This window comes from Kineococcus rugosus (genome assembly GCF_050871975.1).
GTDB lineage: Bacteria > Actinomycetota > Actinomycetes > Actinomycetales > Kineococcaceae > Kineococcus.
Map to the genome: position 1 here is coordinate 15,553 of NZ_JBJLSJ010000043.1, position 22,167 is coordinate 37,719.

Sequence of the window (22,167 nt, forward strand, 5' to 3'; positions counted from 1 at the left end):
AATCTCGACTAGTCGATGGCATGATGAGCGGGTGCCCGACACCCCGACCGTGCCCGAGTGGCAGCGCGGAGTCCTCGCCTCGTGCGCCCTGGGCGTGCTCGAACGCGGCAGCGCCCACGGCTACGCCGTCGCCCAGCAGTTGCAGACCGCCGGCATCGGCCCGGTCAAGGGCGGCGCGCTCTACCCCGTCCTGAACCGCCTCGAGCAGGAGGGCGCGCTCACCTCCACGTGGCAGGAGGGCCAGGGCGGCCCCGGGCGCAAGGTCTTCACCCTCACCCCCGCGGGCCGCGCCCGCCTCGACGAGCTGCGGCAGCAGTGGCGGCCGTTCGCCACCGCCGTCGGCACCGTCCTCGGCGCGGCCCCGGACGCGACCCCGGCCACGACCCCGGCCACGACCGGAGAACCCACCAGGAGGACGACGTGAGCAGGACCCTCGACCGGCGCTGGCCCACCGATCGGGACCAGGCCTGGGCCGACCGCGCCCTGTGGCGGCTCGTCGTCCGCGAAGGGGTCCCCGGCGACCTCGCCGAGGACGTCCTCACCGAGGCCCACCAGGCCTGCCTGGAGACCGGCCTCCCCGCCGGGGAACTGTTCGGCGACCCCGACCGGTACGCCGCCGACGTGGCCCGCGAGAGGGTGCCGGACGGCGAACGCGCCGCCGTCGACCCCGACGGCAGCACCCCGCACGACCACTGGCCCCTGTGGTTCCTCACCCTCGGCTGGCTCACGCTGCTGCTGGGCCTGGTCCTGCTCGCCGACCACGGGTGGGACCTGCCCGTCACCGCCTGGGGCCTGGCGGTCTACGCCGCCGCCGTCGCCTTCGGCACCGGCGCCCACCGGGGACGGCTGGAACGCCGGGCCGGGCGGCTGCGGCGCGGCTGGGCGTGGTGGCTCACCGGCGGCGCCGTCCTCGTGGGCGCCCTGGCCGCCGCCTCCCCGCTCCAGGACCGCCCGGCGCTCGCCGTGGTGCCCACCGTCCTCGTCCCCGCGGCCGGCGCCCTCGCGCTGGTGACCGGGTTCCGGTGGCCGCAGCGGGCCCCGCGCCCGCACGCCGGCGGGACCACCCCCGAGCAGTGGTTCGACGACCTCGCCGGCCTCCTGCGCGGGCGGTACTCCCTGACGCGCCGCGAAGTCGCCCACCACGTCCAGGAGGCCCGCTCCCACTGGGCCGACAGCGGCGCGGCGCACCCCCGCGAGGAGTTCGGCACCGCCGCCGAGCACGCGCTGCACCTGACGGACGACTCCCCCGCCCCCCGGCGCGGACGGGCCCGCGGCGCCGCGTGGCTGTCCACGGCGCTCGCGGCGTTCTGGTGCTGGGTGGTCGCCGAGGAGGCCCTCACCGGGGGCGCGGGCTGGGGACTGGCCTGGCGCGCGGCGGGGCTGCTCCTGTTCACCGCGGCCGCGGTGCGGGCCTGGCGGGCCGTGCGGCGGCTGCGGCGCCCGGTCCCCTGACCGCCCCGACGGCGCCCGGGGTCACCGGACGAGGTCGCCGGGAACCCGTTCCGCGTCGGTCAGCCGGGACCGCCCGCCCGCCAGCGCGCCCACGGCGAACGCGGCCGGCGGGACGAGGGCGAGCACGGTGCTGGTGGCGACGCTGCCCCCGGTGACGAGGGTGAAGTTCGACAGCACCAGCCACAGGCTGACCAGCAACCCCAGCACCGCGAGCACCGGGGCGACCGCCGTCGGGAACCGGCCCCGGGTGGCCAGCCCGGGGTTCCGGGCGAAGAACACCAGCACCGCCACCGACGTCGTCAGCATGAGCAGCACCATGCCGACGGTCGCCACCCCGGCCATGGACCCGAAGACCCCGACCAGCGGGTCCAGGCCCAGCAGGGCGAGCACCGCCAGCACCGCCGCCGCCGTCACCGTCTGCACCAGGGACGCGGTCGAGGGGGACGCGTGCCGGGGGTGGCGGTGGGCCAGCGCCCGCGGCAGGACGCCCTTGCCGGCCAGGCTGAACTGGTACCGGGCCAGGACGTTGTGGAAGGACAGGACGCACGCGAACAGGCTGGAGACGAGCAGCACCTGGACGACGTCGCGCAGGACCGGCCCCAGGTGCTCCTGGGTGGTGTCGAGCAGGAAGTTCCCCTCCCCGTCCAGGGTGCGCTGGGCGACCGCCACGGCGTCGGCGGCACCGGCCCCGGTGATCAGCGCCCAGCAGGAGACGGCGTAGAAACCGCCGATGACGAGGACGGCCAGGTAGGTGGCGCGGGGGATCGTCCGCTCGGGGTCGCGCGCCTCGTCGCGGAACACGGCCGTGGCCTCGAAACCGATGAACCCGGTGAGGGCGAACAGCACCGCGACCCCGATGTGCGGGGTGAGGACGTTCTCCGGCGCGAACGTGGAGGTGACCAGGCCGTCGCGTCCCCCGCCGCCCAGGATCACGGCGTCCAGCACGACGACGACGGCGATCTCCAGGACGAGCGCCACCCCCAGGACCTTCGCGCTGAGCTCGATGTGCCGGTACCCCAGCACGGCGACGACCGCGAGCACCGCGAACGCGTACGCCCACCAGGGCATTTCGGGGCCGCCGAAGGAGACCACCAGGTCGTTCAGCGCCCACCCCGCGTACCCGTACACCCCGACCTGGATCGCGGTGTAGGCGACGAGGGCGGTGAACGCCGTCCCCAGCCCGGCCCGCGACCCCAGACCCGCTGCGACGTAGGAGAAGAACGCGCCCGCGTCGCGGACGTGCGGGGTGAGGGCGACGAAGCCGACGGAGAACACCAGCAGGACCGCCGCCGCCAGCAGGAACCCGACGGGCGCGCCGACGCCGTTGCCGCCGGCGACGGCCAGGGGGACGTTCCCGCCCACCACCGTCAGGGGCGCCGCCGCGGCGATGACCATGAAGACGATCTGGCCGGTGCCCAGGTGGCCGTCCAGGCGGTGGGGGGCCGGTGCGGCGGCGGGGGGCGTGCTCACGGGGTCACCTCGGCGGGGTCGGCGGGGAGACGGAACTCCGGGCGGAGGTCCGTCAGGTAGGGGTTGTCGCGGTGCGCGGCGCGGACGACGGCGGGGTCCACGTCGGCGAACAGGAGGTCCTCGCCGTCGGGGGCCGCGAACGCCAGCACGTCGCCGGAGGGCGCCGAGATGCTGGAGCGCCCCACGTACCGCAGGTCGCCCTCGGCGCCGCTGTGGTTGACGTAGGCCAGGTACACCTGGTTCTCCCAGGCCCGGACGCGGACGAGGTGCTCGGCGACGAACGCGAACGGTTCCATCTGCGCGGTGGGGACGAGCACCAGGTCGGTCCCGGCGAGCGCCGCGGCGCGCACCGTCTCGGGGAACTCCACGTCGTAGCAGACGAGGAAGGCCAGCCGGACCCCGTCGAGGTCGGCGGTGACCACCGGACGGTCACCGGGGACGAACAGGGACCGGTCGAGGTCGCCGAACAGGTGCGTCTTGTCGTAGCGGGCGAGGCGGCGGCCGGTCTCGTCGAGCAGCAGGACGGAGTTCGTCACCCCGTCCGCCCCGCCCGGCGCGGGCAGCGGGAGCCCCACCGCGAGCGCGACCCCGGTGCGGCGGGCCACGTCGGCGACCCGGTCCTCCAGGGGTTCCCGCGCCAGTTCCGCCACGCGGGCGCCGATGTTGTACCCCGTCAGGAACATCTCGGGGGTCACGAGCAACCGGGCGCCCCCGGCGGCGGCGCGGCGCGCCGCGTCCTCCAGCGCCGCGAGGTTCCCGTCCACGTCCCCGGGTTCACCCGGGTGCTGCCATCCAGCGATTCTCACTGCCGCTCCTGTCGTCGCGCCGACCCGCAGCGAACCAGAGGGCTGTTCCGCAGCGTTGCCGGGAGGTTTCGGCAGTGTTGCAGAGGAACCCTCGCCGGCGGCGGCGCCGGTGGCTACGGTGTCGGGGTGGCTGATCGGGCGGAGGACCGGGACGTGGCCGGGCGCACGCGCGCGGCGTTCGAGCGGGTGGTGGCGCTGGTGCCGGGCGACCCGCTGCTGAACCCGCCGGCGACGGACGCGCAGCTCGACGCGGCGGAGCGGCACCTGGGGCGGCGGCTGCCGCCGGACGTGCGGGCGCTGTACGGCCTGCACGACGGGCAGGTGCAGCCCACGGCCGCCGACCCGCGGTGGGCGGCGGGCCTGGTCGGTGGCGCCGCGCTCCTGCCCCTGGACGGGGTGCTGTTCCACTGGGACCAGTGGGCCGGGTTCGAGGCCGACTCCGACCTGGACGAGGGCGCGGGCTCGGAACCGGAGGGCTTCGTCCGCACCAAGTACTCGCTGCGCGGGTGGGTTCCGCTGACGCACGACGGTGGTGGCAACCACGTCGGGGTGGACCTGGACCCGGACGTGCGCGGGACCGCCGGGCAGGTCATGGTGTTCGGCCGCGACGACGAGCACCACCGGGTGCTGGCCCCGTCGCTGCTGTCGTACCTGGAGCAGCTCGCGGACCTGCTGGAGCGGGGGCACGGCGCGCCCGGCGACGACGGGGTGGGCTGGAGCCTGCGGGCCGCGGACGGCGTGGGCCCGCACGCCCTGTTCCGGCCGGGGGGCTGAGCCGGCCGGGGCCCGCGCGCCGCGGCGTCAGCCGCGGGGCACGGCCCCCAGGAGCAGGGTGCGGATCGCCTTCCGCAGGGAGTCCTCCGGTTCCCGGTGCAGGACGGCGAGCTCGGGTTCGGCCGCGTAGGCGGCGAGCACACCGGGCGGCGGGGAGCTGTAGGGCGCCAGGGCACCGGCCAGGACCAGCGCCTGGAAGCAGAACGTCTCGGCGGTGGCGCCGAGCTCGGGGACGTACCGGCGCAGGAGGTCGGCCGCGGCGGTGAGGCGGGCCAGGGCCGTGCGCTTGTGGCGGGCGACGACCTCGGCGGTGACGTTGCGCTCCAGGACGCCGCCCTGCGCGCCGACCAGGTCGCACAGCACCCGCCGGCCCGCCAGGGACCGGGCGAGCACCGCGGCCAGCTGCTCGGCCCGCGGCACCGGCGGCCCGCCGGCGTCGACCCCGGCGGCGAGGTCGGCGGCGAGCTCGGCCAGCCACTCCCGCAGCACGGAGTCCATGAGCTCCAGCAGGACGCCCTCGCGGGAGTCGAAGTAGCGCAGCACGTTCGACTTGGCCAGGCCGACGCGGCGGCTGAGCTCGTTGAGGCTGACGTCGGCGACGGGCATCTCCTCGAGCATGGCGGCCGCGGTGTCGAGGATCGCGCGGCGCCGGATCTCGCGCTGCTCCTCGCTGCGGGCCCGTTGGAACGTCACCCGGGAACCCTAGCAGTTTCAGACCGCCGGTCTCTTGACAGCAGACCACCGGTCTCTTAGCGTCGTCGGCACCACCACCCGACCCCAGGAGGACGACATGAGCACGCACTGGACCGCCCGCGACGTGCCCGACCAGCACGGCCGCGTCGCCGTCGTCACCGGCGCCAACACCGGCCTCGGCTTCGCGACCGCCGAGGTCCTCGCCGCGCGCGGCGCCACCGTCGTCCTCGCCGTGCGCGACGTCGACAAGGGCGCCCGGGCCGCGGCCCGCATGGCCGGGGACGTCACCGTCCAGCAGCTCGACCTGACCTCGCTGGCGTCGGTCCGCGAGGCCGCGGCCGCCCTGCGCGCGGCGCACCCGCACCTGGACCTGCTCGTCAACAACGCCGGGGTGATGTACACCCCGAAGGAGACGACCCGCGACGGCTTCGAGCGGCAGTTCGGCACCAACCACCTGGGCCACTTCGCCCTCACCGGTCTGCTGCTGGACCTGCTGCTGCCCGTGCCCGGCTCGCGCGTGGTGACCGTCAGCAGCGTCGGGCACCGCATCCGCGCGGCCATCCACTTCGACGACCTGCAGTGGGAGCGCTCCTACTCCCGGGTCGGCGCCTACGGGCAGTCCAAGCTGGCCAACCTCCTGTTCACCTACGAGCTGCAGCGCCGCCTCACCGCGCACGGCGAGCGCACCCTCGCCACGGCCGCGCACCCCGGGGTGTCCAACACCGAGCTCGTGCGCCACGCCCCCGCCGCGGTCCGGGCCCCGGTGGACCGCCTCGCCCCGGTCCTCACGCAGCCGGCCGCGATGGGCGCCCTGCCGACGCTGCGGGCCGCGACCGACCCGTCCGTCCTGGGCGGGCAGTACTACGGCCCCGGCGGCCGCGGCGAGGTCCGCGGGTACCCCCGGCTCGTCACCTCCAGCCCGCAGTCCTACGACCTCGCGACGCAGCAGCGGCTGTGGGCCGTCTCCGAGGACCTCACGGGCGTGCGGTTCCCGCTGTGACCCCCGTGGCCGTGGCGGCCCCCGCGCGCCGGAACTCGCTCGGGCTGACCCCGCGGACCCGCTTGAACGCGGTGCTGAAGCCGAACGGGTCGACGTACCCCACGGCGCGGGCGACCTCCGCGACGGTCGCCCCCGGGCGGTCCAGGAGCAGGTCCGCGGCCAGGGTCATGCGCCAGCCGGTGAGGTAGGTCAGCGGCGGTTCGCCGACGAGGTCGCTGAACCGCTTGGCCAGCGTGGCGCGCGACACCCCCGCGCGCCGGGCCAGCGCGGCGACCGTCCACGGCGCCGCGGGCTCGCCGTGCAGCAGCTGCAGCGCGGTGCCCGCCACCGGGTCGTGCTGGGCCGCCCACCAGGCCGGTGCCCGCCCGCCGGGACGGTCGAAGAACTCCCGCAGGGTGGTGACCAGCATCCAGTCCAGCAGGCGGTCCAGGACGATCTGCTGGCCGGGGGCGTCGACGGCGATCTCGTCGGCGAGGTGCCCCAGCACCGGGTCGAGCGCTCCCCCGGCGTCCACCCGCAGCACCACCGGCAGCGCCTCCAGCAGGCGGCGGCTGATCTCCCCGCGCACCGGGTAGGCGCCCACGACGAAGACCGTCGCCCCGTCCCCGCCGTCGGGCTCGTACCAGCCCAGCCGGTGCCGGGTCCCGCCCAGCTCCGGGACCGCGCACTCCACCCCGCACTCCACCGGGACCGCCGCGGTGCCGACCTCGTCGACGAACGCGAAGGTGCCCGGGCCGCGCACGAGCACCGTGTCGTGCACGCCGAGCCGGACGGGCGGCTCGCGCTCGGGCACGATCCAGCCCCCGCCGCGCACCACCGTGCACAGGCTCAGCGGGGCCCCGTCGACGAAGTGCAGCGACCACGGCGGGGTCAGCGTCGTGCTGCCGAACAGCGAGCCGTGCGCCCGCACGCCCCGCAACAGGTCGCTGAACGCATCCACCCCACCACGTTAGACGATCACGAAGGTGGAACGGCGTCTGACTCATGGTTCCGTCCAGGCGGACCGGGTGGGATGGACCCGTGACCACACACCCACCGACCCCGGGGACGGCCCTGTGGGTGCTCGCCCACCCCGTCGCCTCCTCCCTCAACGGCCGCCTCTTCCGCGAGGGCGTCCGGGCCCTGTCCGCCCACCGCGAGGTGGCGACCTCCGACCTGCACGCCCAGGGCTTCGACCCCGTCCTGCGCCCGCGCGACCTCGGCCTGGAGGAGGACCCCGCCGACGGCGCCCGCCCCGGCAACCTCGCCGAACTCCTCGGCGAGGCGCACGCGCAGGGCCGCACACCGCCCGACGTGGCCCGGGAACAGGAGAAGCTCGCCCGCGCCGAACTGCTCGTCCTGCAGTTCCCGCTGTGGTGGTACGGGCCGCCGGCCATCCTCAAGGGCTGGGTCGACCGCGTCCTCACCGCCGGTTTCGCCTTCGGCGACCTCGACCCCGACCTCGGCGTGCCGCGCCGGTACGGCGACGGCGGCCTCGTCGGGCGCCGGGCCCTGGTGGTGGTGACCGCGGGCGAGGACGAGCGCTCCATCGGCCCGCGCGGCATCAGCGGGGACCTGGAGTCCCTGCTGTTCCCCCTCACCCACGGGGTGCTCTGGTACGTCGGGATCGAGACCCTCGACCTGCACGTCGTCCACGACGCCGACACCCTGGGGGCCGAGGGCGTCGACCGCGAGGTCGACCGGCTGACCGGCAGGCTGCGCACCCTCGACACCGAGGCGGTCCGCCCGTACCGCCGCCTGCGCGACGGCGACTACCGCGGGACCCGCGCGCTGCGCCCGGACCTGCTGCCCGGGCGCACCGACCTCGGCATCCACCGGCTCGACCCGGCCCGACCCCCGGCCCGACCCCCGGCCGGGGGGCCGGTCAGTTCAGGTCCGCGGCAGCGGGCCTGAGCCAGAGGTTCCCCACGTCGATGCGGTCCGCGCGCTGCAGGTCGTCCTCGAAGTCGACCTCGACGACGTCGAACGTCGACACGTCGACCGGGGCGACGCGCAGCCCGCAGCGGGCGATGGCCGTCTCCAGGCCCCGCTCGAAGTAGTCGCCGTCCGCGCAGGCGCGCAGCTCCTCGATCAGCACCGCCTTGTCGGCGGCGCTGACGTAGTTGATGCCGACCGCCTCCCCCAGGCCACCGGAGACCGTCTTGGACAGCTCGTCGATGAAACCCCCGGCGTCGACGGTGTACTTGACCTCCTCCTCACCGACGGCGGCGGTGTTCACGCACACGAAGCTCTCGTCGCGCTCCAGCCACGGCTGCACCTGCTGCAGGACCCGCGGGTCGAAGACGACGTCGCCGTTCATCCACAGCACGCCGCCGGGGTGGGAGGTCTCCAGCGCCCGCAGCAGGCTCTTGGAGGTGTTGGTGGAGTCGAAGAGCTCGTTGTAGACGAAGCGCAGGTCCGGGTGGGCCTCCATGAGCAGGTTGGCCTTGAAGCCGACGACGACGGCGACGCGCACCTGCTCCCCCAGCGCCGAGCGCAGGTTGTCCAGCTGCTGGCGCATGATGGTGCGCCCGTCGCGCAGCACGGTCTGCGACTTCGGCAGCGGGCGTCCCAGCCGGGTGCCCAGGCCGGCGGCGAGGATGACGGCCTGGACGCCCTCGCCCCGGGCGCCGGGGCGGGGACCGCTGGAGCCGCTCACGCGCCCACCCCCGCCGTGCCGGTCAGGACGGCCGGGTCGAGGTGGGACCGCAGGACCAGGTCGAGGACGCGGTCGGCGGCGTGCCCGTCCTCGGCGTGGCAGAACCGGGCCCTGAACGCGTCGTACCGCTGCGCGGACCGCGCCCGCAGCGCGTCCAGGTCGGCGAGGGCGTCCAGGACCTCCTCGCAGGTCTCCAGCACCGGCCCGGGGGCGATCTCGGGCAGGTCGAAGTAGAAGCCGCGCACCACGTCGCGGTAGTGGGCGAGGTCGTAGGCGAAGGAGACGATCGGCTTGCCGGTGAGGGCGAAGTCGAACATCGCGGAGGAGTAGTCGCTGACCAGCACGTCGGCGGCCAGGTACAGGTCGTTGATGTCGGGGTGCTCGGAGACGTCGACGACCCCCGCCACGTCACGCCCGCGCAGCGCGTCGGGCACCAGGTGGTGCAGGCGCAGCAGCAGCACGTGGTCCCGCCCCAGGCGCTGGGCGAAGCGGTCGGGGTCCAGGGGCAGGCGGGCGTCGGGGTCACCGCCGGTGTCGCGGTCGTCGTCGCGCCAGGTGGGCGCGTACAGGACGACGGTGCGCCCGGCCTCGACGCCCAGCTGCGCGCGCACCTGCTCGCGGCGCCGGGCGGCGCCCGGCGCCAGCAGGGCGTCGTTGCGGGGGTAGCCGGTGACCGGGACCGCACCGGGGAAGCGGAACGCGGCGCGCAGGGGGACCGCGCCGGCCTCGCTCGGCCCCAGCAGGACGTCCCAGCGGGTGACGTCGTCGTCGAGGCGGGCCAGCACCTCCTCGTTGCCCGCGGCCTGGTTCAGCGCGTCGCGGTGGATGCGCTTGAGCGGGGTCCCGTGCCAGGTCTGGACGTAGGTCGTGGCCGGGCCCTTGGTGAAGCGCGGCAGGTGGTTGTCGGCGACGACGACGTCGGCGGACTCCAGCGCGGCCACGGCCTCAGCGGTGCCGACGGGCACGGTGGCGGTGCCGGCGGGGAAGGAGGCGGCGTGGCGGGGGTGAGCCAGCCACACGTGCTCCACGTCCCGCAGGTCCTCGCGGTGCAGGGCCCGCTGGTGCAGGGCGCGGGGGTTGTCGGAGCAACGGCCCCCGAAGCTGTAGTAGACGATCTTCACGTTCTTCTCTCGGTCGACGGTGCTGGTTGGACGCCCCGGTGATGACCCGGCCGAGTGCAGTGTGCAGCGTCGGGGGCCCCGCCGACGATTCCTCCCACCACTCGGCCGATCGCCCCACCGCCGGGCCACGCCGTGCCGGAAGCGGGTGCGGGGCCCCGCCGGGTCCTCCTCCAGGAGGAGGACCGGCGGCCCGGGACCTCGTCCGCGCGCAGGTGATGGCGCGGCGCGCGCGTCCCTAGCGTCGACGGCGACGGGCCACGAGGCCGCCACCGGACACGAGGAGGACGCATGATCACCGCGGAGGGCCTGACGAAGCGCTACGGGTCGACGACGGCCGTGGACGGGTTGTCGTTCACCGCCCGGCCCGGGAAGGTGACGGGGTTCCTGGGCCCGAACGGCGCGGGGAAGTCCACGACGATGCGCCTGGTCCTGGGGCTGGAACGCCCCACGGCCGGGACGGTCACCGTCGACGGCCACCGGTACGCCGACCTGCCCGCCCCCCTGCACGCCGTCGGCGCGATGCTCGACGCCCGGTCGGTCCACCCCGGCCGCACCGCCTTCCGCCACCTGCTGGCCCTGGCCCGCACCCACGGCATCCCGCGCTCGCGGGTCGAGGAGGTCATCGGGCTGACCGGGCTGGAGGAGGTCGCCGGCCGCCGGGTCAAGGGCTTCTCCCTCGGCATGGGCCAGCGGCTGGGGATCGCGGGTGCGCTGCTGGGCGACCCCGGGACGCTGCTGCTGGACGAACCGGTGAACGGCCTGGACCCCGACGGGGTGCTGTGGGTGCGGGGGCTGGTGCGGGACCTGGCCGCGCAGGGCCGCACGGTGCTGCTGTCCTCGCACCTCATGCACGAGCTCGCGCTGTGCGCCGACCGCGTCCTGGTCGTCGGCCGCGGCCGGCTGCTGGCCGACGACCCGGTCGAGGAGATCGTGCGGCGGTCCGCGAGCGCCGGCCGGGTGCGGGTGCGCACGACGGGCCCGGACGTCCTGGCGGGAGCGCTGCGGCGCCTGGGGGCGGAGGTCGACGCGCAACCGGACGGCGCGCTGCTGGTGCGCGGGGCGACGGTGGAGGACGTGGGGTCGGCCGCGGGCCGGGAAGGGGTGACGGTGCTGGAACTGGCGGCCCAGGGGGGTTCGCTGGAGGAGGCGTACCTGGAGCTCACGGCCGGGTCCGTGGAGTTCCGGGCGGGGGGTGCGCGGTGACACCGACGTCGAGGCCGACGTTCGGGCGGGTCGTGGCGGCGGAGTGGACGAAGCTGCTGGGCCTGCGGTCCACGGTCGCGGTCGCGGTCGCGACGGTGGTGGTGACGGGGCTCCTGACGCACCTGTTCGCGAGCTCCTCGTCGGGGGACCCGGGTTTCGTGCCGACGCGGCACCTGACGGACGCGCTGCCGCTGAGCTTCGTCGGGCCGATGGTGCTGGGGGTCCTGGTGGGGACCGGGGAGTTCAGCACGGGCACGTTCCGCTCGACGTTCGCGGCGGTGCCGCGGCGGTGGCCGGTGCTGGCCGCGCAGGCCGTCGTGACGGCGGGTCTGGTGCTGGTGGTGGCGGTGGCGACCGTCGGTGCGGCGGTGCTGGGCATCCTGCCCGCGGCGGCGTCGCGGGACCTGACGCCCGACCTCGCGGCGGCCGGGACCGGGCAGGTGCTGGTGGGGGCGATCGCGTACCTGGTGGGGACGGCGCTGCTGGGCCTGGCGGTGGGGGCGCTGCTGCGGCGGCCGGTGCCGGCGCTGGTGACGGCGTTCGGGGTGCTGCTGGTCCTGCCGGTGCTGCTGGGGATGGCGGTGGAGTTCGCGACCGGCCCGCCGGTGGGGCTGGCCCCGGGGGACGTGCGGACCTCGACGGCCGTGGTGAACACGGTGTCGACGTTCACGCCGGTGGAGGCGGGTGCGGCGCTGCTGGTCCCGGGGGGCGGCGCGCTGGACGGCGCCCCTCGCGTGGGGTGGGCGGGGTCGGCGCTGGTCCTGGCGGGCTGGGTGGCGGTGCCGCTGGCCGTGGCCGCGCACCGGTTGCGCCGCCGGGACCTGGCGTCGTGAGCTCCCCGGGGGCGGGCGCGCGGGTGGTGACGCTGCCGCGGGTGGTGTCGGCGGAGTGGACGAAGCTCGCGGGGCTGCCGTGGCCGGGGTGGCTGGTGGCCGGGACGGTCGCGTCGGCGGTCGCGCTGACGGCCGTGTCGGCGCTGCTGGCCGGGCCGGGGGGTGCGGGGGTCGCCGTGGTGGGGGCGGGGACCGTGCCCGCCCAGCTGGGGGTCCTGGTCCTGGGGGTCGTGGTGGGGGCCGGGGAGTTCAGCACGGGGACGTCCCTGACGACGTTCGCGGCGGTGCCGCGGCGGTGGCCGGTGCTGGTGGCGCAGACCGTCGTGACGGCGGCCGTGGCGCTGGTGACGGCGGTCGTCGCGCTGGCGGCGTCGGTGCCGGTGGCGGCCGGGGCGGGCTGGGACGCCGCCGACCCGGGGGCGGTGCGGGCCGCGGCCGGGTACGTGCTGCTCCTGACGGGGGTGGCGGTGCTGGGGCTGGGCCTGGGGTCGCTGCTGCGGCGGCCGGCGGCGGCGCTGACGACGGGGGTGGTGCTGCTCGTGCTGGTCGACGGGTTCCTGGCGGCGAACCCGGGGCGGGTCGCGGACACGGCCCGGGCGCTGCTGCCGGGCAGCGGGGGGCGGCTGGTCGCCGACGACGCGGAGCTCGCGGCGCTGGCCGCCGGGCCGGGTCCGGACCTGGGGGCGGGCACCGGCGCGCTGGTCCTGGTCGGGTGGTGCGCGGGGGTGCTCCTGCTCGCCGGGCACCGGTTGCGCAGCCGTGACGTCACCTGAGCGGTGGGACAGTGGGGCGGTGAGCTCGTGGCGCCCCGGGACCGTCGCACCGGCCGGTGACCGGCCGGGCCTGACCGCCGAGCAGGTGCAGCGGGGGACCGCCCTGGACCGGTTCCTGGCCGACCACCCGTGGGTGCAGCCCGCGGCGCCGCTGCCGGTGGTGCTGCTGCTGGCCGCTCCGACCGCGCTCGTGGTCTCCGAGACCGTCGCGGGGGCCACGGCCCTGGGCCTGTTCGCGCCCGGTGGGCGCCTGCAGGACCTCGTCCCGGCGGTCTGGCTCGCCGGTGCGGGGCTGGGGGCGCTCGTCCTGGTCGTGCGGCGGTGGCGTCCGCTGGCGGTGACGGCGGTGCTGACGGTGCTGGCGGTCCTGTCGCTGCGGGTGGCGGGGGTCCTGGGGGTGCTGGGGGTCTGCCTGGCGTGGGCGCTGCGGGCGGTCGCGGCCCGGTACGGCGCCCGCACCGCGTGGCTGACCGGCGCGGCGGTCCTGGTCGTGGTGACGGTCGCGCTGTGGCGCTGGCAGGTCATCGGGCTCAGCGAGGTCCTGCTGTGGAGCGGGGGCGTCGGGGAGAGCGCGGGGGACGGTCCCCCGGTGCAGCAGCTGACCGAGCCGGAGTTCTCCGAGGGCCGCCGGTCGTGGACGGTGATGCTGACGCTGACGCTGCTGGTGCTGGGCGCGGTGACCGGCGCCGGGGTGCGCGAACGCCGGCTGCACGCCCACGACGTCGCCGAGCGGTACGCGGCGGTGGCCCGCGAGCGCGACGCGAGCGCGGCCCTGGCCCGGGCGGACGAGCGGGCCCGGATCGCGCGGGAGGTGCACGACGTCGTCGCGCACAGCGTGTCGGTGATGGTGGCGCTGTCGGACGGGGCGGCCTCGGCGCTGGACCGCGCCCCGGACGCCTCCCGGCAGGCCCTGGCGGAGCTGTCCAGGACGGGCCGCGAGGCGCTGCAGGACATGCGCGGCGTGCTGGGGACGCTGGGCGCGCAGGACGCGGGGGGCCCGGCGGCGCCGACGGAGACGGACCTGCGGGTGGTCGTGGACCGCTTCCGGGCCGCCGGCCTGCCGCTGACGACGAGCGGCCTGGACACGCCGCTGCCGGCGGACACCGCGCTGCGGCTGGCCGTGGTGCGGATCGTGTCCGAGGGGCTGACGAACGTGCTGCGGCACGCGCCGGGGACCCCGGCGGCGGGGGTCGCGCTGCGCCGCACCGGGACGGTCGTGGAGGTGGAGGTCGTGGACGCCGGCGGCACCCGCGCGGGCAGCGGCGGCGGCGCGCAGCGCGGCCTGGTGGGGATGCGCGAGCGGGCCGGGCTGCTCGGCGGCCACGTCGAGGCCGGGCCCGGGGACGGGGGCGGCTGGCGGGTGCGGGTGGTGCTGCCGGCCGACGCGGCGGACGAGGGGACGGACGAGCGGACGGACGAGGGGACGGACGAGCGGACGGACGAGGGGACGGACGAGGGGGATCGCGCGTGACGACCGTGCTGCTCGTGGACGACCAGGCGCTGATGCGCATGGGTTTCCGGCTGGTCATCGAGTCCGAGCCCGACCTGCGGGTCGTCGGCGAGGCCGCCGACGGGGCCGTCGCGCTGGAGCAGGTCCGCGCGCTGGCCCCGGACGTCGTGCTGATGGACGTCCGGATGCCCGGGGTGGACGGCATCGAGGCCACCGGGCGCATCGTCGCCGAGCACCCCGCCTCGAAGGTGCTGGTCCTGACCACCTTCGACGTCGACGAGTACGCCTTCGCCGCGCTGCGGGCCGGGGCCAGCGGGTTCCTCGTCAAGAGCGCCGAGCCCGGCGAGCTCGTCGGGGCGATCCGCACGGTCGCCGCGGGCAGCTCCGTCGTGGCGCCCCGGGTGGTGCGCCGCATGCTCGACCTGTTCGCCCCGCACCTGCCGACCGCCGCCGACGGCCCGCGCGGGGACGGCCTGGACCCGCGGCTGCGGTCCCTGACCCCCCGCGAGCTGGACGTCCTGCGCTGCATCGCCGACGGGCTGTCGAACGCCGAGACCGCCGAGCGCCTCGTGCTGTCCGCGACGACCGTGAAGACGCACGTCGGGAACGTCCTGGCCAAGCTGGGGCTGCGCGACCGCGTCCAGGCCGTCATCGCCGCGTACGAGTTCGGGCTCGTGGAGCGCGGCGGGCCGCGGTGAGGGGCCGTGTCCCTCCCGGCGCCGGGCCGGTGCAGGGTCCACGCTGAGGTCATGTCGGACGACCTGCTCGCCAACCCGTCCAACTTCCCCGAGCTGATGCTGCTGCCGCACCTGGACGACGAGTGGACCGAGGTGCGGCTCGGGCGGCGCAGCGACGGCGCCTGGGAGGTCTACGTGACGATCCGCGTGGACGAGGGGTACCGCAACGAGGCGGCCGCGCAGGCCGTGGCCGACCACTACCGGGAGAACCTCGAGGCGTACGTGGAGCAGCGCCGCCGGCGGCGCCGGGGCTGACGCCCCGCGTCCCCTCACTCCCTGCGCGAGTCCGGCGAGAGCTCCTGGTGGGGCACCCCGCCGACGGCGGAGAAGGTGCGCTCGCGGCCGCTGGCCCACTCCGCGACGAGCAGGGTCGCGTCGTCCTGCAGGACGCCGCCCTGGCGGGCCAGGACGTCGTGCGCGATGCGCCGCAGGGTCTCCGGGGCCGGCAGGCCGGTGGCGGCCGCCTTGTGCAGCAGCTCCTCCAGGCGTTCCTGGCCGAGGAACCTGCCCTCGCCGTCGCGGGCCTCCACGACGCCGTCGGTGTACAGGACGACGCGGTCGCCCGGCTGCAGCCACTCCTCGGCCAGCTCGACGTCCTCGGAGTCCCCCGAGCCCAGCCCGAACAGGACGCGGTGCCCCTGGTCCAGCTCCTTGACCACCCGCCCCCCGCGCAGGAGCAGCGGGGCCGGGTGCCCGGCGTTCAGGTAGCGCAGCCGCCCCGTCGACAGGTCCAGCTCGGCGAGCACGCCGGTGGCGAACCGCTCACCGCGGCCGTGCTCGGCCATCAGCCGGTCGATCAGCGGGACGCTCTCGACCAGGCCGCGGCCGTTGCGGCGGGTGTTGCGGTAGGCCGCCAGGGCCAGCGCGGCGAGGATCGTGCCGTCGAGGTCGTGCCCGGTCGCGTCGAAGACCGCGAAGTGGGCGGTGTCGTCGCCGATGCCGTAGTCGAAGGCGTCCGCGGCCACGTCGTAGGCGGGCAGCAGCAGGCAGGAGACGACCAGCCCCTCGCAGGCGAAGGACAGCGGCGGCAGGACCTGGTGCAGCAGTTCGGAGGCCACCGTCCGCGGCCGCAGCCGGCGGAAGTGGTCCAGGCCGTCGCCGTAGGGGCTCTTGGCCGCGATCAGGTGCCCGGCCAGGTGGCTGAGCATCCGGCAGCGGTCCAGGAACAGCTCGTCGTCGAGGTCGGGTTCGGCGGGCAGGCCGACCTCCAGGACGCCGAGCCGGTCGACGCCGTCCACGACGGGGAGCCAGACGCCGGGGGTCCCCGACGTCGACGGGAGGGGTTCCATGGTGCGGAAGCAGCGCCCGGCCAGGGTGGTCTCGACGGCCAGCGGCCGCCGCGGGGGGACGCCCGTGACCGGTGAGGGCAGCAGCAGGCGCTGCTCGTGGTCGGTGAGGTGGAGCACCGCCGTCCAGCCCAGCGCCCGGGCCGCCTCGTGGATCGCGTCGGGCACCTGCCCGGGGGTGGCCAGGTGGGCGTGGTCCATCAGCGTGCGCACCATCGCCAGCGTCAGCTCGGCGTCACTGCTACTCACACCCAGTCACGGTAATCGGGGTGGGCGCGCACGTCCCGTCAGTGCGCCGGCGTCCCCAGCCACGCCGGCGCCGGGGCCAGGCCGATCCGGTACCGCGCGGCCTCCTCGCTCGGGCTGTGCGGCCCGAGCGCGAGCCGGGAGCAGCGCAGCAGCCAGCGGGCGCGCCCCAGGCGCACCCGCGCCGGGACCGACCGGTCCCCCCGCCCCGGCAACCCGGCGAACCGCGCCACCGACGGCGACAGCACCAGGGCGCCCGCCGCGGCGAGCTCGGCGTAGAACCACCGCTCGGCCGCGCCCAGCCCCTGCGGCGCGGCGATGAACCCCAGCAGCTCGGCGGGCACCGGCGCCAGGTCCGGCTCCAGCGCCCGCAGCGCCTCGTCGAGCTCGCGGCGGCTGGCGGGCAGGTCGGTCGCCCCCAGGGCCGTCGCGCTGCGGGCCCAGTCGGCCACGTACGCGTCGGCCCAGCCGCGGCCGAAGCGGCCGGCGAGGTCGTGCCCGACGGCGTCCTGGGCGGCGACGAACGCGTCGGTGAAGGCCAGGTGGACCCACCGCAGCAGCTGCGGGTCCGACGCCGAGTAGGCGCGGCCCGCACCCGTCGACCCGCGCACCCGCCCGTGCAGGCCGCGCACCCGGGCCGCCTCCCGGTCGGCCAGCTCCGCCGACCCGAAGGTGCTCACGACCAGCCAGCGGGCCGTGCCCGCCAGCCGCCCCCACGGGTCGGTGCGGTAGGTCGAGTGCCGCTGCACCCCGGCCAGCGCCAGCGGGTGCGCGCCCTGCCCGAGCAGCGCGGCGATCCCGCCGACGAGGGTGGACAGGTCCCCGTGCACCCGCCACACCACGCCGTCCGGCTCGAACCACCCCGGTCCCCGCCCGACCACCGCGATGTCGCGGACCCAGTCCGGCGCCCCCGTCGGGTCGCCGGAGACCCGGGACCGGAAGGTGCGGCGGACGCGCTCGCCCAGGTCGCTCGGACGCATCGGGCGGAGCAGGACCGGCACGTCCCGAGCCTCACCCGCCCGCGGGGTTCGCGCACCTCGTGCGCGAGCGGGCCGGGGAACCCGTCAGCCGCTCACCCAGGGTTCCCGGAGCGCCGGTCCCCGGTGGTCGGGGCGGGGGCGCGGCGGCCCCGGGCGCGGTGCGCGGCGCCGAGGGCGACGTCCACGGCGAGGAAGGCCAGCAGCGAGACCCCCAGCAGCGGCAGCGCCCACCCGACCGCGACGGTGACGACCACGACGGCGGCCAGGACGGGGGCGGGCAGGTGGCGCCAGGCCCCGCGGTGGGCGGGCGGCCCGGCCGACAGGCGCCGGGCCGGGTCGGGGCGCCGCAGCCACCACAGGCGGTAGCCCCACAGGACCACCGCGGTCAGCCCCAGCCCGAGGGCGACCAGGACGAGCTGGTTGCCCAGGCCGAACGAGCCCGAGTGCAGGTCGACGCCCCAGCGGGCCAGCTTCGCCGGGAACGGGTGGTCGGCGAACCGGACGACGTCGAGGACCTGCCCGTCGAGGACCTGCCCGGTGGCGGTGGTGGTCAGGGCGATGGCGGCGGAGTCGACCCGGGTGCGCAGGCCGCGGTCGACCTCGTCGACCTTCCACGCCGCGCCCGCCGCGGCGGGGGCCCTCACCTCGATCTTCGCGGCGGTCAGCCCCGCGGCGCGGGCGGTGGCCAGGACCTCCTCGAACGCGGCGGGGGTCACGGCCGGGTCCGCCGCGGCCTCGTGCCCCTCGTGACCCGCGTGACCCGCGTGGCCCTCGTGACCGCCAGCGACGGTGCCGCCGGCCGTCCCGGGCAGGGTGGTGTTCACCGCCGGGGTCTGCCAGGACAGCGCGCCGCGCAGGTCGGTGACCCGGGCCCCGGCGTACGTGGACCAGGTCAGCCCGGTCGCGGACAGCGCCAGCAGGCCCACCGCGATCCAGGTGCCGACCACGGCGTGCAGGGTGCGGGTCCGGTCGCGGCCGCCCCTGCCCCCGGCGGCGCGGCGGGCGCCGTCCGGGGCTGCGCGCCGGCTCCACCGCCGGGCGGCCCACAGCCCCAGCCCGGACAGGGTCAACACCCACAGCCAGGAGGCGGCCAGCTCGCTGTACAGGCGGCCCGGTGCGCCGAGGTGCAGGTCGCGGTGCAGCTGGTCCACCCACGTCCGCAGCGGCAGGGCCCCGCTGGTGCCGTAGACGGTGAGCTGCCCGCGGACCTCACCGGTGCCGGGGTCGACGAAGACGGCGGCGCGCTCGGACTCCCCCAGCGCGGCGTCGGCGAACAGGACGCGGGTGGTGTCCGAGGGCGTGGGAGCGGGCCGGACCGCGACGGGGGCGGCCCCGCCCCGGGCGTCGACGGCGGCCCGGACCTGCTCGGCCAGCGGGAGCTGGGTCGCGGAGGGGGTGACGTGCAGCTGGTGGCGGTGGAGCGCCTCCTCGATCTGCGGGGTGGCGGCGTAGAGGGTGCCGCTGACGGCGGCGACGAGGAGGAACGGGGCGACGAGCACCCCGGCGTAGAAGTGCAGGCGCAGCACCAGCGGCCGCAGCCGCGCCCACGTCGAGGGCGGGGGCGGCGGGGGTGGGGAGGTCGTCGGGGCAGGGGTGAGCAGGTCGTCGGCAGGCACGGCGGGTCCTCACGGGAGGTGCCCGCGGGCAGCGCGGGGTCGGCCTCCCCCCGACCGGGCGCGGCGTCGCCGGGCGCGGGGGTGGGGAGGGGACGACGGCACGCCGCCCGGTGGGCGGGGTGGTCGAGGCGGTCGGCGGTGACGTCGCACGCCGGCACCACGACGTCCGCGCCCCGGCGCAGCAGGACCGGGGACGAGCGGTGGGGCTCAGGCGTGGACGGGACCCACCGGCGGGCCGCGCCGCGACAGGGCGCGGACGAGGACGACCTCGTGCAGCGGACGGTGCTCGAACGCGGTGCGGTCCGCGCGGGGCAGGCGCACCGCGACCGCCCCGGCGGGGGCGCACAGGGCGACGACCAGCGGCGACAGCCACGCCCACAACCGCCACAGCGCCCGTTCACCGCCGGCCAGGACCAGCGCGGTGACGACGGTGGCGGCGACGTGGGCGGCGAGCATGGGCGTCAGGACCCACGGCCCGAGGTCCAGCCCGGCGCCGGCGTGCATCGAGGCCATCGAGGTCGTGGACGACATCGAGGACATCGAGGACATCGAGGACATCGCGGTCATCGCGGACGACGGGCCGGCGGCCGGGGAGTGCGCGTGGGCCAGCTGCCCCATCGGCACCGCGTTGAGCGTCTCGACGTCCAGCGGCCCGGTGCGGGCGGAGTCCACGGCCATGAACACCCGGTGCAGCAGCAGCTGCCCCCCGGCCAGCAGGGCGAGCACCGCGCCGGTGCTCAGCCGCCGGCGGGTCGCCAGGTGCACCGCGAGCGCGACGACGACCACGACGGCCGCCGCGGCCGGCCCGGAGGGCACGTGCCCCCCGCCGACGACGTGGGCGAGAGCGGCCAGCAGGACGACGACGACCGTCACCACCGCGCTGCGCAGCACGCGCAGGACGCCGGTGGTCGGTCGGTTCACGGGGTGAGCCTAGAGGGACCGCCGTCGTCTACGACAGCGCGTCGGACCTCACCCCGTCGCGTCGAGCCGTTCCAGCCAGCGGTTCAGCAGCGCCACCTCGGCCGCCTCCAGGGCGGGGGTCCCGTCGAGCTGGAGCCGGGCGTGCAGCTGCCGGGCCGCGTCGCGCACCGAGCGGGCGCGCGCCGTGGCGCCGGTCTCGTCGAGGACGGCGGCGAACACGGCCTCCCGGGTGCGGCGGGACAGGTCGGGGTCGTCGAAGAGGGCGGGCCGGGTGACGAGGCCGAGGGCCAGGCCGACGTTGGCCGGCAGGATCAGCTGCGCCGCGCGCCGGGGCGTCGTGGTGAGCGCCCCGACGGCCGCGCACCGGGTCAGGGCCGCTTCGAGCAGGGCGAGGATCCGCTCGTGCCCGGTCGAGGAGGACCCCGGGCGCGGGGAGAAGACCAGGCGGTAGAGCGCGGGGTTCTCCAGCGCGAAGGCGGTGTGGTCGTCCCAGCCGGCGCGCAGGTCCGCGACGGGGTCGCCGGTGGTCTCCAGGGCGCTCTTGCGCTGCGCGTACCGCTCCAGGGCGGCGTCGGCGAGGGCGTCGAGCAGTCCCTGCTTGTCGCCGAAGAGCCGGTACAGGACCGGCTGGGTGACCCCGGCCTCCTGGCACACCGCGCGGGTGGCGACGTCCCCGTCGGCGGAGCGGGCGAGCTGCCGCTCGGCCGCGGCCATCAGGGCGGCGCGCAGGTCGGCGTCGCCGGCGAGGCCGGCGGCGCTGCGCCGGCGCTGCCGGGCGGGTCCCGGTCCGGGCGGGGGGTCGGTGTCGTCGGGCTGGCCGGTCATCGTCACAGAGCAATGCTACGGCAAAGCGGTAGCAACGATCCGAAACCGTGCTACGGTCGTCGTACCAGTGCAACGAGCAACGCGTACCACCACTATCGGAAGGATGACCCCGTGACCGACTCCCCCACCCGCGTCGCCGTCGTGACCGGCGCCTCGCGCGGCATCGGCCGCACCACCGCCCTCACCCTGGCCGCCGCCGGGCAGGCCGTCGTCGTCGGCTACGCCGGCTCCCCCGACGCCGCCGCCGACGTCGTGCGGCGGATCACCGACGACGGCGGCCGGGCGGTCGCCGCCCGGGCCGACGTCGCCGACGAGCAGCAGGTCGCCGCGCTCTTCGAGACCGCCGCCGGCACCTTCGGCGGCGTCGACGTCGTCGTCCACTCCGCCGGCCGGCTGGCGCTGTCCACCCTCGCCGACCTCGACCTCGACGACCTCGACGCCCTGCACCGCACCAACGTCCGCGGCAGCTTCGTCGTGGCCCGCGAGGCCGCCCGGCGGGTGCGCCCCGGCGGCGCGGTCGTGCTGATGTCCACCTCCGTGATCGGGCTGCACCTGCCCACCTACGGCGCCTACGCCGCCAGCAAGGCGGCCGTCGAGGCCCTGGTCCCGGTGCTGGCCCAGGAGCTGCGCGGCCGGGACGTCACCGTCAACGCCGTCGCCCCCGGCCCCACCGCCACCGAGCTGTTCCTCGACGGCAAGGACGAGGCGACGATCGCGCGGATGGCCGCCCAGCCCCCGCTGGAACGGCTCGGCACCCCGGCCGACATCGCCGAGGTCGTCTCCTTCCTCGCCGGCCCCGGCGGCCGGTGGGTCAACGGCCAGGTGCTGCGCGCCAACGGCGGCATCGTCTGACGACCCGCCGGGACCCCGACCCCGGGATCGATGGAGGAGCCGCCCGACGCCGTGGTCGACGCCTGCGGGGGGAACCTCGGCGGGACCGTCCTGACCGCGGAACGGCTCGGCCGCAGCTGAAGACGCCGCGGGGAACCCCCACCCGGGGTTCCCGGGACCGGGGGGTGACCGCGATGCGCAGGACCGGCACCACCCGCCCCCGGTGGGTGCGCGTGGCCGACCAGCCGAGGGTCACGGCCGAACCCGGCACGACCACCGTTCCGGCCCGTGCACGCTGCTCGCGCGGATCACCGCGCCCGGCACCGACCCCGACGCCTGACCGGGGGCCGAACGGCCCGCTCCCGCGGCCCGGTGCTCAGGGCACGAAGGAGGCCAGCTGCTCGTCGAGCCAGGGGTAGAACTCCTCGGCCGGCGTGCTCAGCCGCGACTTCAGGTACCGCGTCGTGTCGTCGGCCAGGACCTCGAGGGAGCCGTCGGCGACGGCGTCGTAG

At 76.7% G+C, this 22,167-nt stretch carries 23 protein-coding genes; 12 read left to right on the plus strand and 11 right to left on the minus strand.

Annotated elements, in window-relative coordinates; genetic code table 11:
• The first annotated feature begins 31 nt into the window (after window positions 1–31).
• Together ACRYM6_RS20020 and ACRYM6_RS20025 are read left to right on the plus strand one after the other, a co-directional pair.
• Window positions 32–424 (plus strand): PadR family transcriptional regulator, encoded by a 393-nt coding sequence (locus ACRYM6_RS20020; RefSeq protein WP_432544647.1) that lies wholly within the window; start codon window positions 32–34, stop codon window positions 422–424.
• Complete coding sequence (locus ACRYM6_RS20025) at window positions 421–1,452, plus strand: hypothetical protein (RefSeq protein WP_432544648.1); 1,032 nt, start codon at window positions 421–423, stop codon at window positions 1,450–1,452. The genes ACRYM6_RS20020 and ACRYM6_RS20025 overlap by 4 nt, the downstream gene beginning before the upstream one ends.
• 21 nt (window positions 1,453–1,473) lie before the next feature.
• Here ACRYM6_RS20025 and ACRYM6_RS20030 read toward each other — a convergent pair whose 3' ends face one another.
• A complete protein-coding gene (locus ACRYM6_RS20030; RefSeq protein ID WP_432544649.1) occupies window positions 1,474–2,922 on the minus strand; it encodes an APC family permease in 1,449 nt (482 codons plus the stop codon).
• The gene (locus tag ACRYM6_RS20035) at window positions 2,919–3,728 is read right to left on the minus strand and encodes a carbon-nitrogen hydrolase family protein (RefSeq protein ID WP_432544650.1); all 810 of its coding nucleotides are present in this window, start codon (window positions 3,726–3,728) and stop codon (window positions 2,919–2,921) included. The genes ACRYM6_RS20030 and ACRYM6_RS20035 overlap by 4 nt, the downstream gene beginning before the upstream one ends.
• Before the next feature lie 126 nt (window positions 3,729–3,854).
• On the opposite strand from ACRYM6_RS20035, the gene ACRYM6_RS20040 reads away from it, so the two are divergent.
• Window positions 3,855–4,502, plus strand: coding sequence for an SMI1/KNR4 family protein (locus ACRYM6_RS20040; RefSeq protein WP_432544651.1), 648 nt, complete (start codon window positions 3,855–3,857; stop codon window positions 4,500–4,502).
• A gap of 27 nt (window positions 4,503–4,529) precedes the next feature.
• Here the strand turns inward: ACRYM6_RS20040 and ACRYM6_RS20045 are convergent, their stop codons facing one another.
• The gene (locus ACRYM6_RS20045) at window positions 4,530–5,195 is read right to left on the minus strand and encodes a TetR/AcrR family transcriptional regulator (RefSeq protein ID WP_432544652.1); all 666 of its coding nucleotides are present in this window, start codon (window positions 5,193–5,195) and stop codon (window positions 4,530–4,532) included.
• A 97-nt stretch (window positions 5,196–5,292) separates the two neighbouring features.
• On the opposite strand from ACRYM6_RS20045, the gene ACRYM6_RS20050 reads away from it, so the two are divergent.
• The gene (locus ACRYM6_RS20050; RefSeq protein WP_432544653.1) at window positions 5,293–6,195 is read left to right on the plus strand and encodes an SDR family NAD(P)-dependent oxidoreductase; all 903 of its coding nucleotides are present in this window, start codon (window positions 5,293–5,295) and stop codon (window positions 6,193–6,195) included.
• Here the strand turns inward: ACRYM6_RS20050 and ACRYM6_RS20055 are convergent.
• Complete coding sequence (locus ACRYM6_RS20055; RefSeq protein ID WP_432544654.1) at window positions 6,170–7,135, minus strand: AraC family transcriptional regulator; 966 nt, start codon at window positions 7,133–7,135, stop codon at window positions 6,170–6,172. The two genes, ACRYM6_RS20050 and ACRYM6_RS20055, sit on opposite strands and share 26 nt — an antisense overlap.
• Window positions 7,136–7,215: 80 nt before the next feature.
• Between ACRYM6_RS20055 and ACRYM6_RS20060 the strand changes: the two genes are divergently transcribed.
• Window positions 7,216–8,088: an NAD(P)H-dependent oxidoreductase gene (locus tag ACRYM6_RS20060; RefSeq protein WP_432544655.1), complete on the plus strand. Its 873-nt coding sequence runs from the start codon at window positions 7,216–7,218 to the stop codon at window positions 8,086–8,088.
• On the opposite strand, the gene ACRYM6_RS20065 is transcribed toward ACRYM6_RS20060, so the two are convergent.
• Both ACRYM6_RS20065 and ACRYM6_RS20070 read right to left on the minus strand, forming a co-directional pair.
• Entirely contained in the window at window positions 8,060–8,833 is a 774-nt protein-coding gene (locus ACRYM6_RS20065; RefSeq protein ID WP_432544656.1) for a phosphocholine cytidylyltransferase family protein, read from the minus strand. The two genes, ACRYM6_RS20060 and ACRYM6_RS20065, sit on opposite strands and share 29 nt — an antisense overlap.
• Window positions 8,830–9,954, minus strand: a complete 1,125-nt coding sequence (locus ACRYM6_RS20070) for a CDP-glycerol glycerophosphotransferase family protein (protein WP_432544657.1) — start codon at window positions 9,952–9,954, stop codon at window positions 8,830–8,832. The genes ACRYM6_RS20065 and ACRYM6_RS20070 overlap by 4 nt, the downstream gene beginning before the upstream one ends.
• Before the next feature lie 288 nt (window positions 9,955–10,242).
• On the opposite strand from ACRYM6_RS20070, the gene ACRYM6_RS20075 reads away from it, so the two are divergent.
• From ACRYM6_RS20075 to ACRYM6_RS20100, 6 genes are read left to right on the plus strand one after another with little or no spacing between them, the layout of a single operon-like run.
• Entirely contained in the window at window positions 10,243–11,157 is a 915-nt protein-coding gene (locus ACRYM6_RS20075) for an ABC transporter ATP-binding protein (RefSeq protein WP_432544658.1), read from the plus strand.
• Window positions 11,154–11,990, plus strand: coding sequence for an ABC transporter permease subunit (locus ACRYM6_RS20080; RefSeq protein WP_432544659.1), 837 nt, complete (start codon window positions 11,154–11,156; stop codon window positions 11,988–11,990). Before ACRYM6_RS20075 ends, ACRYM6_RS20080 begins: the two co-directional genes overlap by 4 nt.
• Window positions 11,987–12,763 carry a hypothetical protein gene (locus tag ACRYM6_RS20085; RefSeq protein ID WP_432544660.1) on the plus strand — a complete coding sequence of 259 codons (777 nt, stop codon included), beginning with the start codon at window positions 11,987–11,989 and terminating at the stop codon, window positions 12,761–12,763. The genes ACRYM6_RS20080 and ACRYM6_RS20085 overlap by 4 nt, the downstream gene beginning before the upstream one ends.
• Before the next feature lie 19 nt (window positions 12,764–12,782).
• Window positions 12,783–14,234, plus strand: a complete 1,452-nt coding sequence (locus ACRYM6_RS20090) for a sensor histidine kinase (RefSeq protein WP_432544661.1) — start codon at window positions 12,783–12,785, stop codon at window positions 14,232–14,234.
• Window positions 14,231–14,911, plus strand: coding sequence for a response regulator (locus ACRYM6_RS20095; protein WP_432544662.1), 681 nt, complete (start codon window positions 14,231–14,233; stop codon window positions 14,909–14,911). The genes ACRYM6_RS20090 and ACRYM6_RS20095 overlap by 4 nt, the downstream gene beginning before the upstream one ends.
• Before the next feature lie 51 nt (window positions 14,912–14,962).
• A complete protein-coding gene (locus ACRYM6_RS20100; protein WP_432544663.1) occupies window positions 14,963–15,205 on the plus strand; it encodes a hypothetical protein in 243 nt (80 codons plus the stop codon).
• Window positions 15,206–15,219: 14 nt separating this feature from the next.
• On the opposite strand, the gene ACRYM6_RS20105 is transcribed toward ACRYM6_RS20100, so the two are convergent.
• The 5 genes from ACRYM6_RS20105 to ACRYM6_RS20125 form a co-directional block, all read right to left on the minus strand.
• On the minus strand, window positions 15,220–16,485 hold the full coding sequence (locus tag ACRYM6_RS20105) for a PP2C family protein-serine/threonine phosphatase (RefSeq protein WP_432544664.1): 1,266 nt from the start codon (window positions 16,483–16,485) through the stop codon (window positions 15,220–15,222).
• Window positions 16,486–16,523: 38 nt separating this feature from the next.
• Window positions 16,524–17,483, minus strand: coding sequence for an oxygenase MpaB family protein (locus ACRYM6_RS20110; protein WP_432544665.1), 960 nt, complete (start codon window positions 17,481–17,483; stop codon window positions 16,524–16,526).
• A 71-nt stretch (window positions 17,484–17,554) separates the two neighbouring features.
• Window positions 17,555–19,078, minus strand: a complete 1,524-nt coding sequence (locus tag ACRYM6_RS20115; protein ID WP_432544666.1) for a PepSY-associated TM helix domain-containing protein — start codon at window positions 19,076–19,078, stop codon at window positions 17,555–17,557.
• Between the two features lie 207 nt (window positions 19,079–19,285).
• Window positions 19,286–19,999 (minus strand): hypothetical protein, encoded by a 714-nt coding sequence (locus tag ACRYM6_RS20120; protein WP_432544667.1) that lies wholly within the window; start codon window positions 19,997–19,999, stop codon window positions 19,286–19,288.
• Window positions 20,000–20,047: 48 nt separating this feature from the next.
• Window positions 20,048–20,824, minus strand: coding sequence for a TetR/AcrR family transcriptional regulator (locus ACRYM6_RS20125; RefSeq protein WP_432544669.1), 777 nt, complete (start codon window positions 20,822–20,824; stop codon window positions 20,048–20,050).
• Window positions 20,825–20,935: 111 nt separating this feature from the next.
• Here ACRYM6_RS20125 and ACRYM6_RS20130 point away from each other — a divergent pair, with 111 nt between their 5' ends.
• Window positions 20,936–21,676 (plus strand): SDR family oxidoreductase, encoded by a 741-nt coding sequence (locus ACRYM6_RS20130; protein WP_432544668.1) that lies wholly within the window; start codon window positions 20,936–20,938, stop codon window positions 21,674–21,676.
• The last annotated feature ends 491 nt before the right edge of the window (window positions 21,677–22,167 follow it).

What these genes read in the sequence shown, in the direction of transcription:
- ACRYM6_RS20050 (WP_432544653.1), top strand. Translation starts at nt 5,293, where the DNA reads ATGAGCACGCACTGGACCGCCCGCGACGTGCCCGACCAGCACGGCCGC.
- ACRYM6_RS20075 (WP_432544658.1), top strand. Translation starts at nt 10,243, where the DNA reads ATGATCACCGCGGAGGGCCTGACGAAGCGCTACGGGTCGACGACGGCC.
- ACRYM6_RS20100 (WP_432544663.1), top strand. Translation starts at nt 14,963, where the DNA reads ATGTCGGACGACCTGCTCGCCAACCCGTCCAACTTCCCCGAGCTGATG.
- ACRYM6_RS20125 (WP_432544669.1), bottom strand. Translation starts at nt 20,824, where the DNA reads ATGACCGGCCAGCCCGACGACACCGACCCCCCGCCCGGACCGGGACCC.